Genomic DNA, 10,359 nt, shown 5'->3' on the forward strand with positions numbered 1-10,359 from the left:
ACAACGTGACAAACCCACCGTGGAATGTCGACGTTGTGGTGGTGGGCGCCGGCTTTGCCGGACTGGCTGCTGCCCGTGACCTGACCCAGCAGGGCCACGATGTGCTGGTATTCGAAGGCAGAGACCGTGTCGGGGGCCGCTCCTTCACCGGCAACGTCGCGGGTCTGCCCGTCGATATGGGCGGCTCGTTCGTCGGCCCCACCCAGGACGCGGTGCTGGGATTGGTCGCCGAACTCGGGCTGCCGACCATCCCGACCTTCCACGAAGGCAAGAACGTCATCCACTGGCGCGGCGCAGCGCGCGCCTACAGCGGCACCATCCCGCGACTGTCGTTGCTCGGCCTGCTCGACATCGGCCGCCTGCAATGGCAGTTCGGGAGACTTTCCCGTACCGTCCCGGTTTCCCGGCCGTGGGAGGCCAAGCGGGCACGCCAACTGGACAGCGTGTCCCTGGGCCAATGGTTGCGCATGGTGCACGCCACCGAATCTTCGCGCGACCTGATGGCGATCATGTCCCGGGTGACCTGGGGGTGCGAACCCGACGACGTCTCGATGCTGCACGCCACCCGGTACGTGCGGGCCGCCGGCGGACTGAACCGGCTGCTCGACACCGAGAACGGTGCGCAGCAGGACCGGTTTCCCGGCGGCACCCAGCAGGTCGCGGAATTCGCAGCGGCCGAATTGGGCTCGCGCGTCGTCCTGGACGCACCCGTCCGGCGCATCGAACGACACGGGTCGGGGGTCACCGTCACCTCCGATCAGGGCCAGGCCGAGGCCGGTTTCGTCATCGTGGCGATCCCGCCGGCGCACCGCCACCACATCGAATTCACCCCGCCGCTGCCGCCCGACTACGCCGAACTCGCCCAGCACTGGCCGCAGGGCCGCCTGAGCAAGGCTTATGCAGCGTATGAGACGCCATTCTGGCGGGCGCAGGGTTTCTCCGGCTCAGCGCTGCTCGACACGGGTCCGGTGTTCATCACATTCGACGTCAGCCCGCACGAAGACGGACCGGGCATTCTGATGGGTTTCGTCGACGCCCGCGCCTTCGACTCCCTGACCACCGACCAGCGCCGCCGCGACACCCTGCGCTGCTTCGCCTCGCTCTACGGCGACGAAGCGCTCAAGCCGCTGGACTATGCCGACTACCGTTGGGGCACAGAAGAATTCGCTCCAGGGGGTCCTACCGCCGCGGTGCCGCCGGGGTCGTGGACGAAGTACGGCCGGTTGCTGCGGGAGCCGGTCGGCCCCATTCACTGGGCCGGTACCGAGACCGCCGACGCATGGACCGGATACTTCGACGGCGCCGTCAGCTCCGGCCAGCGGGCCGCCGCAGCGGTCGCCGCGCTGTTATGAGCTGATCAGTCGAATTCGATCGTGCCGCGCCCGCACCGATTCGGCGAGTCCGCGCAACTGCCGGTTCAACTCGTCGGGCTGTTCGAGCATCGAGCAGTGACCGCCGGGCAGTTCCACGAGACCGACGACATTCGGAGCGGTGGCCGCGAGCAACCGGGACTGGCTGATCGGCGTCAACCGGTCCCGCTTGCTGCCGACGACCAGCGTCGGCACCGTCAGGCCGTCCAGGCTGAGGTGGCGAGAACCCATCTCGTGCATGAGCATTCGCGCGCAGCCGCCGCGACCGGCGGGCGTGGTCTGGGCGAACAGTTCGTAGACCAGCTTGACGATCCCGGGGTCGGCGTCGGCGCCGGTGGCCATCATCGCGACCATGTATTGGCTGGGAATCCGGACCGCATTCGGCAGCGGCAAGCCGCCGATGGCGTTGATCAGCGTCCGGCCGGCGATCACCCGGGCAGGTGAGAGACCCGCAGGCACCGACAGCAACCTGATCTTGGACAACAGATCACCGCTGGCCGTATTGATCAGCGCGACGGCGTCGGCACGCCGGGTGACCTTGTGGCGGTACCGCTGCGACCACGCCTGAATGGTCATACCACCCATCGAGTGCCCGGCGATCAACGCACGCTCGTGCGGAGCCAGGGTTGCTTCCAGCACGCAGTCGAGGTCGGACGCCAGGTGTTTGAGGCTGTACCCGCCGCGGCGGGGCACGCCGCTGCGGCCGTGACCGCGGTGGTCGAAGGCGATCACACGGTATTCGCCCGCCAGGTCGGCGATCTGGTAAGTCCAGGCGCGGATGGCACACACGAATCCGTGCGTCAGCACGATCGGATAGCCGTCCTCGGGCCCGAACACCTCAGCGTGCAACCGGGTTCCGTCTGCCGCGCGGACCGTCAGGGGACGGCCCGGCGGCATCGCATCAGCTACGGACTGGGTGTTCCTTCGAGCACTCATCGCAGCTCCCCCCTTGGCGGCGGCACCGTTGCCGCCCTCCGGTCCTGGCGAGTTTACCTGACCGTAATGTGCGCTCTGTCACATTCGCAGAACACAATCGGGTAACGGCGTGAGACCCTCACAGTCGTGTCCCGGATGTCCCGGCGGGAGTTCTTGGCGGCGACGGCGCTGGTAGCGGCGGGTTGCGCGCCGCATCGGCACCCGACTTCCCCCGACTCCAAGTCAGTGCTGGTCGTCGGCGCCGGGATGGCCGGCCTGGCTGCGGCGCGCACCCTGCAAGACGCCGGCCGGCCGGTCCGGGTCATCGAAGCCCGTAACCGGATCGGCGGGCGGGTCAGCACCATTCGCGACTGGCGTGTGCCGCTGGAAATGGGGGCTTCGTGGATCCACGGGACCACCAACAACCCGTTGGTTGAACTGGCCCAGCAGGCCCACGCGCACGTCGTGCCGACCGACTACGACCACGCTTCGAAGCTGACCATCGATCCCCGATTGCCGCCGTTGACGTACGACGCGACGACCTGGCGCACGCTGGTCTCCGACGCCCGCGACGACGCCGACGGGGGCAGCCTGGGTGCCGCGATCAGCACTGCGGCCCACGGACTCTCCGACGTCGAGCGCGCCGAGTTGGCCTACTACGTCACCACCGACATCGAAGACGAGTACGCCGCCGACGCCGACCAGCTCTCGGCGGCGACGTTCGACCTGGGCAGTTACACACGCGGTCCGCAGTCGGTGATCACCAGCGGCTACGACGCCCTGCCCCGGCAACTGGCCGACGGACTCCACATCACCTTGCGGTCACCAGTGAAATCTGTTACCCGACAGGGTAATTCGGTGACGATACATGCCGCCGGCCAGACGTTCGAGGGGCCGGCCGCCATCGTCACCGTTCCGCTCGGCGTCCTGAAAGCCGGGAGCATCACCTTCGAGCCGCCCCTGCCCGACGGACACGCCCACGCGGTGAGCGCCTTGGGATTCGGCGTCTTGTCCAAGAGCTATTTCCTTTTCTCACAACGCAATTGGGATCAGGAGAACGCCTTCTTTCAGTATCTGGGTTCCGAGCAGGGGATGTGGGCGCAGTGGTTCACGCTGCCGGCCAGCGCCGGCCCGGTGGTGTTGGCCTTCAACCCAGGTGAGCGCGGCCGCCGGGTGGAGTCCGCCTCCCCCACCGAGTTGCTGGCCGGCGCGATGCCCATCGGACGTCGGCTGTTCGGCGCCGACGTGACCGAGGTCCGCTGCTCAGGTTGGACGCGTGATCCCTACGCCCTGGGTTCATACTCCTACCACGCACCCGGGTCCGGGCCCGATGACCGCCGCCGACTGCAGGAGCCCGTCAGCGACCGGCTCTACCTGGCCGGTGAGGCGATCGGGGTGGACAACCCCGGCACGGTGCACGGGGCGCTGCAAAGCGGGCGCCGGGCGGCCACCGAATTGCTGCGCCGGCTGGGCTGAACACTCAGCTGAACAGTTCGAACGCATTGTCGTGCAGCACTTTTCGGCACCACTGGTCACCCAGACCCAGCCTGGTGATCGACTCGATGGAGTGGTGGTACGGGTAGGGGATGTTGGGAAAATCGCTACCGAAGAGCACCTTGTCGCCCAGTTCCTCCAGCCGTGGCAGCTCCCGGCGCGGAAACGGGTGCAGCTGCTCGGTGAAGTCGGTGAACACCATCGTCGTGTCGAGATAGACCCCGGAGAACCGCTGGGCAAGGTCAAGGAACTCCCGATATTCGGGCATGCCCAGGTGGGCGATGATCAACCGCAACGACGGGTGGCGCTCCAACACCTCGGCCACCGGGCCCGGACCGGTGAAAGTGCCTGGCGCCGGGCCGGATCCGGCGTGGATCACCGTCGGGATCCCCGCTTGCTCCAACGCCGCCCAGACCGGCGCCAACAGCGGATCGGTCGGCGCATAGTCACCGACCTGCACATGGGCCTTGAACACCCGCGCTCCGTCACCGATCGCGCGTGTCACGTACTCGGCGGCGGTGGGTTCGGGGTAGAAAGTCGCGGTGTGCAGGCAATCCGGTGTGATGGCGGCGAATTGGGCCGACCAGGCGTTGAGCCACGCGGCCATGTCCGGCTTGTGCGGGTACACCAGCGAGGAGAACGCCGCTACCCCGAAGTCCCGCAACGTCGCCACCCGCGCTTGCTCGTCGAGGCGATAGGCGACCGGCCACGGCCGGCCGGTCAACGGGCCGACTCCGTCGAAGTACGCCCACACTTTGTCGAGCACCCGCTTCGGCATGAAATGGGTGTGGACGTCGATGATGGCGGCCAGGCCGACGTCGTCGAGCAACCGGCGCACGACGGCGCGCTCGGTATCCACGGACGCTCAGTACCCTTCCAGCGCGGCGACGCCACGCCAGCTCGGCCAGGTGGTCTCCCAGACCCGGTGGATGCGCCCGTCGAGATAGGCCGCGATCAGCACCACCTCGATGCGGGTCGGCCGCTCGCCCGGACGCGATGTGGTGATCCACACCCGGCCGGCGACCCGGTCGGGCGCTTCCACCCAGGCTTGCTCGTCATACTCGACCGCGTAGCTGATGGCGGTCTGGTAGAGGTGCCGGTGGCTTTCGTGGAACTCGGCGTAACCCTGGGTCATCCCGTCCGAGCACATCACGAAGTCGGGGTGATAGTAGCGCTCGACCAGGTCGGCGTTCTTGGCGACGACCATGCGCTCGAACATCTCACGCAGCGCGGCAACGGACATCGGGGGTCCTCACCAGGCGTCGTGACGCATCGGCATCCGCGGTGACGGCTTGATCCTGTTGACGGCGGCCCACAGGGCACGTTCCCGGGCGTTGTCGGCGATGAACAACAATTCGTCGCCCCCCTCCAGCACGTCGTCAGGACCGGGTGCGATGACCTGATCGCCGCGGACCACGGTGACCAGGGCGGTGTTGTGCGGCAGGTCCAGCTCCTCGACCCGCTGGCCCACGGTGGGGTTGTCGTCAGGCAACGTCAGCTTCGTCAGGGCGGTCCGGCCTTCCCGCAGTCCCATCAGCCGCACCAGGTGTCCGACGTCGATGGCACCCTCGATGCCGGCGACCATGGCGCCCGGCGTCGAGACCGCGACGTCGATCCCCCAGGCCTGGCCGAACAGCCATTCGTTGCGAACGTCGTTGATCCGCGCCACCACCCGGGGCACGCCGAACTCGGACTTGGCCAGCAGGCCCACCACCAGGTTGGCTTTGTCGTCGCCGGTGGCGGCGATCACCACGTCGCACAGGTGCACCCCCGCCTCCTCCAGCGAGGCCATTTCACAGGCGTCGGCGTTCAGCCAGTCCGCATCCGGGACCTTGTGCGGCTCGAAGGCCCGCCGCTGGCGTTCGATCAGCAAGACCTTCTGGCCGGCGTCGAGCAGCTCCTGTGCGACCGAACGGCCGACATTGCCCGCCCCGGCAATACCGATCCGCAGTTTCCGTGTCGTCACGCAATCATCTTTGCGTATGGCGTGAGGGTGAGCACGTCCCGCGGCGAGGTGAGCGACGAACGGCCTCGGACTGATTTACTGACATGACGCCGGAATCGGCATCCTCGTCGTACCAACCGCGGTAAGCGCCGGTCGTGTTGAACGGGAAAGAATGACTCTGGAACAGCTGTACCTGACGGTGTCGGTTGGCGGCCTGGTGCTGCTGGCCAGCATTGTCGGCACCCGGGTGGCCACCGTCGTGGGCTTCCCCAGCCTGCTGCTCTACCTGCTGGTCGGTGTCGCGATCGGCGAGGACGGGTTGGGGCTGGAGTTCGACAACGTGGTGCTGGCCCGCAACGTGGGGACTGCGGCGCTGGCAGTGATCCTGGTCGAAGGCGGTCTGACCACCAGATTCAGCGACATCCGCAAGGTACTGGCGCCGGCGGGCACCCTGGCCAGCCTCGGCGTGGTGATCAGCACGCTGGTGACCGCGGTGGGCGCGCATCTGCTGCTGGACATCGACTGGCAACTGGCGCTGCTGCTCGGCGCCATCGTGTCCTCCACCGACGCCGCGGCGGTGTTCTCCGTACTGCGAGTGCTGCCGCTGCCGCGGCGCATTGCCGGGCTGCTCGAAGCCGAGTCGGGATTCAACGACGCGCCCGGCGTGATCCTGGTGCTGATGTTCAGCGTGGTGCCCTTCGTGTTCGAACCGGAGGGCGCGCTGAGCCACCTGGTCTATGAACTGCTTGGCGGATCGGCGATCGGGGTGGTCGTCGGTTACCTGGGGGCCTTGGGGCTGCGCCGCATCGCGCTGCCCGCATCGGGCCTGTATCCGATCGCGACGTTCGGACTGGGCATGGTCGCATTCGCCGCCGCCGGCGACGCCCACGCCAGCGGATTCATCGCCGCCTACCTGGCCGCCGTGGTGTTGGCGAACTCGGGACTGCCGCACCGCTCGGCGACCCGGTCGTTCGCCGAAGGCGTGGGCTGGCTGGCGCAGATCGGGCTGTTCGTGCTGCTCGGGTTGCTGGTGGACCCCAGTGAACTGGCGGTGGACGTGGTGCCGGCGATCGTCATCGGACTGGTGCTGCTGCTGGTGGCGCGGCCGCTGTCGGTGGTGGGGTCGCTGGTCTGGTTCCGGGTGCCGTGGCGCGACCAGGTTTTCCTGTCCTGGGCGGGGCTGCGCGGCGCCGTGCCGATCGTGCTGGCGACGTTCCCGATCGTGGCCGGGGTCCAGGGCAGTCAGCGCCTACTCAACGTTGTCTTCGTGCTGGTCGTGGTCTTCACCCTGATCCAGGGTCCCAGCTTGCGCCCCATCGCCCGCATCCTGGGTCTGATCTCGCGGGAGGCCACCCGGGAAATCCAGGTCGAGGCCGCCCCGCTGGACATGCTGGACGCCGAGCTGCTGACCATGACCGTGCAGCGGCCCTCGCGGCTGCACAACGTGACCATCCTGGAGCTGCGCCTGCCCGACCCGGCGGTGATCACACTGATCATCCGCAACGGCCACACCTTCGTCCCGGAGCCCGATACCCGGATCGCGGCCGGCGACGAACTGATGATCGTCACCACCAGCAAGACCAGGGCGGCCGCCGAAGCACGGCTGCGCGCGGTCAGCCGCCGCGGCAAACTCGCGCACTGGTTCGACGAGTACGGCGAGATCGACTAGAAGCGTGGCTCGCCGAGGGTGAAGGTGGCGTCGTGGATGTAGACGCCGGCATGCAGACCGGGGCGCAGCCAGGTCGGTAGCGGTCCGGCCGAGGAGACGCCGACCGTCACCAACGCGGGCCGTACCCGGCCGGCGAAGATCAGCTCCGAGTCACCGACCCGGCCGTCGGCGAACTGCTGGCGCGCCGACGCCTTGAGCTTCAGAGGTATCGCCGGACCCTTCACCCGCGGCTTGGCGCTGACCGACCAGGACACCTCGTCGCTGCCCTCGCCGGTGATGAGCTCGCCGTCGGCCAGCTCGCCTTTGAAGCGGGCCAGCGTCTTGGGCATCGCCCAGTTGGTGCGGCCCCCGACCAGGCTGGACTCCGAATCCACCGACATGAAGGCCACGTTGCCCCACGGCCGCAGGCCGGTGCGGGAGGCGACCATGCCGAGCACCTCGTCGTACGCGCCGACGGGGGTGTCGGTGTAACGGACGAAGGCTCCCACCGTGGCCAGCGCCGGGCTGCCGGCCATGGCCGGCGGCAGAGCCGCCGCTGCGGCGCGCCCTCCGCGTCCCAGCCACAGCAACGCCGAGCAGCGACACTCCCAGGGGGCCGGCGCCGCGTTGTCCGGCAACGTCGCCACCAGCGCCGCACTGAGCGCTGTCTCCGGCACGCCGCGCAATCCGGTCAATTCGATACGGCTCATTCCTGCTCCTTCTCCGGTCGCCCTTCGAGTTTTGCCTGGTAGGCCGCCCGTTTTTGGCGATCCAACCCCGAGGTGACCTTGTTGCCGCCGGACAGCCGGAAGGCCGTGTCGACGATGGCGCTGGGCATCGAGGCCGTTCCGCGGGAGACCAGACCGACCAGCTTGGGGACGAACACCGTCCGGGACGCGCCCTTGCGAAGTTCGTCGACCACGGCCGTCGCGACGTCCTCCGGGTCGATCACCAGGAACCGCTCCAGCAATCCCGGGGCGGCCATCCCCGCGATCAGCTCGGTGCGCACGAAGCCCGGGCAGATCGCCGAGATGTTGACCCCGCTGCCACGCCACTCCTGCCGCAGCGCCTCGCTGAAACCGACCACCGCGTACTTGGCCGCACAATAGGTCGCCGCGTTCGGCGACGCCAGCGTGCCCATCACCGACGCGATGTTGACGATGTGGCCCGATCCGCGCTGCGCGAAGCGGGTACCCGCCAGCCGGGTTCCGGTCAGCACACCAAGGACGTCGATCTCGATGGTTCGCCGGGTGACCCCGGGGCTCTCCTGCAGAAACGGCCCGATCGGCATGATGCCCGCGTTGTTGACCAACACGTCGAGGCCGCCGAGCTGCTCGGTCGCCCGATCCAGAAACGTCTCGAACGCGGCCTCGTCCATCACGTCGAGGTGGTAACCCGTTGCCGCGCTGCCGAGTTCGGTTGCGGTCGCCTGCACGGCGGCCTCCTGCACATCGCCGAGCACCACCCGGGCGCCGGCGGCGATCAGCGCCTCACCGATAGCCCGTCCGATGCCCTGCGCGCCACCGGTGATGGCAACCCGTCGTCCCTGCAGTCGAGCCATGGGGTTCAGCCTGTCATATCGCCGACGGCCGGTACCGCTCACCTCCCGGGCGTGAGCGCTGAATGAACGAGATCGACTGCCCGAGCAGCACTTTGAGCCGCACCCTCCATGGTGGTCGGCCAGTCGTTGTGCGTCCAGTCCCCCGCCAGCGCGAGGTTGGGCAGCGCGGTGCGGTTTCCCGGGCGGATGGTGGACATCCCGACCCGTGAGGAGAAGGTGGCCTTGGGCCACGGCACCACGGTCACGTCCAGCACCCGGGCGTCCCGGGCGGCCGGATAGCTGGCTTTGAGCGCCTCCACCAGGCGGTCAGCCACCTCGCGGTTCTTCAGCGGCATCAGGTCGTAGGCGGCACAGGTGGTCAGCGCGTAGAGGTGGTTGCCGTCTTCGCGCGGACCGTGCATGCGGTCCCGGTCGAAGACCCAGCCGATATCGCTGTCGAGCAACGACTCCCAGGGAGCGACGGTTTCCAACGGACGGTCGAGCAGCACGTAGGCGTTCATGATCGGGATCGGCTCGAGTTGCTTGGCCGCCAGTCGGGCATCCTCCGAACCCGGCACCTCGTCCAGCAACGAACGCAGGTTCCAGGAGGGCACGGCGAGCACCACCGCGTCGGCGTCGATCGTCGAACCGTCGGACACCTGCACCCCGTCGGCTCGACCGTCGGTGACGGTGACCGACACCGCCCGGGTGCGCAGCCGCACGTCCACCCCCCGTTCGGCCATCACCCGCCGCGCACCCTCGAGGTACAGCGTCTCCAGATCGACTGTCGGATAACCGATTCGCGCTGCGGCGCTGCCACCCCGACGGACGCGGTCGGCGCCGGTGCGCAGCAGTGCCGCGAACGCGTGCGCGGAGGCCAGCTGCGGCTGTTCGTTCAACAGCCCGATCACCATGGAGTTGAGCATGATTCGCCGTACCGCGGCCGGGAAGCCGAGGCGGTCGAACCACTCCTCGACGGTGATGTCGTCCAGGGCGTCGTCGAACCGGATGACCTCGCGAACGAGTCGGCCCCACGCCGGTGCTGTCTTGAGCAGGGTGGGGATGCCCAGCCCGCGGACCCGGCCGAGCAGCATGCGTCGCGCGTGGGCCGGGCGCAGGCCGAACGTCTCGACATGCCCGCCCGGGTAACGTACGCCGAACTCGTCGGGAAACGTCAAAAACTGCCGGGTGCCAATGGATTCCAGGTAGCGGAAGATGCAGTCGTACGAGCCGGCCAGGACATGCTGGCCGTTTTCGATGGCATCGCCGTGGCCCGACGTCAGACCAATGGTGCGACCACCCAACGAACCGTTGCTCTCCAGCAGCGTCACCGCGTAGCCCAGTTCGGCCAGCCACACCGTCGCCGCCAGGCCGGCCAGACCACCGCCGACGACGACCACGTGTTGGTTCGCGGAATCACCCATCACCGAACCATAACCCGCGCGAC

Annotated in this window: 10 protein-coding genes; 3 read left to right on the top strand and 7 right to left on the bottom strand. The window is 68.3% G+C overall.

Annotated elements, in window-relative coordinates; all coding sequences use genetic code 11:
- The first annotated feature begins 5 nt into the window (after positions 1-5).
- Positions 6-1,352, top strand: coding sequence for a flavin monoamine oxidase family protein (locus AC5Y6Y_RS19540; RefSeq protein WP_473139201.1), 1,347 nt, complete (start codon positions 6-8; stop codon positions 1,350-1,352).
- Here AC5Y6Y_RS19540 and AC5Y6Y_RS19545 read toward each other — a convergent pair.
- On the bottom strand, positions 1,347-2,306 hold the full coding sequence (locus tag AC5Y6Y_RS19545) for an alpha/beta fold hydrolase (protein WP_463827533.1): 960 nt from the start codon (positions 2,304-2,306) through the stop codon (positions 1,347-1,349). The genes AC5Y6Y_RS19540 and AC5Y6Y_RS19545 overlap by 6 nt on opposite strands.
- 135 nt (positions 2,307-2,441) lie before the next feature.
- On the opposite strand from AC5Y6Y_RS19545, the gene AC5Y6Y_RS19550 reads away from it, so the two are divergent.
- Positions 2,442-3,761, top strand: coding sequence for a flavin monoamine oxidase family protein (locus tag AC5Y6Y_RS19550; RefSeq protein ID WP_473139284.1), 1,320 nt, complete (start codon positions 2,442-2,444; stop codon positions 3,759-3,761).
- 4 nt (positions 3,762-3,765) lie between these two features.
- Here the strand turns inward: AC5Y6Y_RS19550 and AC5Y6Y_RS19555 are convergent, their stop codons facing one another.
- Genes AC5Y6Y_RS19555 through AC5Y6Y_RS19565 form a run of 3 tightly spaced genes read right to left on the bottom strand, consistent with a single transcriptional unit; the run spans position 3,766 to position 5,730 of the window.
- On the bottom strand, positions 3,766-4,638 hold the full coding sequence (locus tag AC5Y6Y_RS19555; protein WP_473139202.1) for an amidohydrolase family protein: 873 nt from the start codon (positions 4,636-4,638) through the stop codon (positions 3,766-3,768).
- 6 nt (positions 4,639-4,644) lie between these two features.
- Positions 4,645-5,022, bottom strand: a complete 378-nt coding sequence (locus tag AC5Y6Y_RS19560; protein WP_473139203.1) for a nuclear transport factor 2 family protein — start codon at positions 5,020-5,022, stop codon at positions 4,645-4,647.
- A gap of 9 nt (positions 5,023-5,031) precedes the next feature.
- Entirely contained in the window at positions 5,032-5,730 is a 699-nt protein-coding gene (locus tag AC5Y6Y_RS19565) for a potassium channel family protein (protein WP_463827776.1), read from the bottom strand.
- Between the two features lie 166 nt (positions 5,731-5,896).
- Here AC5Y6Y_RS19565 and AC5Y6Y_RS19570 point away from each other — a divergent pair, with 166 nt between their 5' ends.
- A complete protein-coding gene (locus tag AC5Y6Y_RS19570; protein WP_463827530.1) occupies positions 5,897-7,393 on the top strand; it encodes a potassium/proton antiporter in 1,497 nt (498 codons plus the stop codon).
- On the opposite strand, the gene AC5Y6Y_RS19575 is transcribed toward AC5Y6Y_RS19570, so the two are convergent.
- From AC5Y6Y_RS19575 to hpnE, 3 genes are read right to left on the bottom strand one after another with little or no spacing between them, the layout of a single operon-like run.
- Positions 7,390-8,082, bottom strand: a complete 693-nt coding sequence (locus AC5Y6Y_RS19575; RefSeq protein ID WP_473139204.1) for an acetoacetate decarboxylase family protein — start codon at positions 8,080-8,082, stop codon at positions 7,390-7,392. The two genes, AC5Y6Y_RS19570 and AC5Y6Y_RS19575, sit on opposite strands and share 4 nt — an antisense overlap.
- Positions 8,079-8,933: an SDR family oxidoreductase gene (locus AC5Y6Y_RS19580; RefSeq protein ID WP_473139205.1), complete on the bottom strand. Its 855-nt coding sequence runs from the start codon at positions 8,931-8,933 to the stop codon at positions 8,079-8,081. Before AC5Y6Y_RS19580 ends, AC5Y6Y_RS19575 begins: the two co-directional genes overlap by 4 nt.
- A gap of 38 nt (positions 8,934-8,971) precedes the next feature.
- On the bottom strand, positions 8,972-10,336 hold the full coding sequence (gene hpnE, locus AC5Y6Y_RS19585) for a hydroxysqualene dehydroxylase HpnE (protein ID WP_463827527.1): 1,365 nt from the start codon (positions 10,334-10,336) through the stop codon (positions 8,972-8,974).
- Positions 10,337-10,359: the final 23 nt, after the last annotated feature.

Source organism: Mycobacterium sp. NGS24, assembly GCF_059813065.1.

What these genes read in the sequence shown, in the direction of transcription:
- AC5Y6Y_RS19545 (WP_463827533.1), bottom strand. Translation starts at nt 2,306, where the DNA reads ATGAGTGCTCGAAGGAACACCCAGTCCGTAGCTGATGCGATGCCGCCG.
- AC5Y6Y_RS19550 (WP_473139284.1), top strand. Translation starts at nt 2,442, where the DNA reads ATGTCCCGGCGGGAGTTCTTGGCGGCGACGGCGCTGGTAGCGGCGGGT.
- AC5Y6Y_RS19560 (WP_473139203.1), bottom strand. Translation starts at nt 5,022, where the DNA reads ATGTCCGTTGCCGCGCTGCGTGAGATGTTCGAGCGCATGGTCGTCGCC.
- AC5Y6Y_RS19570 (WP_463827530.1), top strand. Translation starts at nt 5,897, where the DNA reads ATGACTCTGGAACAGCTGTACCTGACGGTGTCGGTTGGCGGCCTGGTG.
- AC5Y6Y_RS19575 (WP_473139204.1), bottom strand. Translation starts at nt 8,082, where the DNA reads ATGAGCCGTATCGAATTGACCGGATTGCGCGGCGTGCCGGAGACAGCG.
- AC5Y6Y_RS19580 (WP_473139205.1), bottom strand. Translation starts at nt 8,933, where the DNA reads ATGGCTCGACTGCAGGGACGACGGGTTGCCATCACCGGTGGCGCGCAG.
- hpnE (WP_463827527.1), bottom strand. Translation starts at nt 10,336, where the DNA reads ATGGGTGATTCCGCGAACCAACACGTGGTCGTCGTCGGCGGTGGTCTG.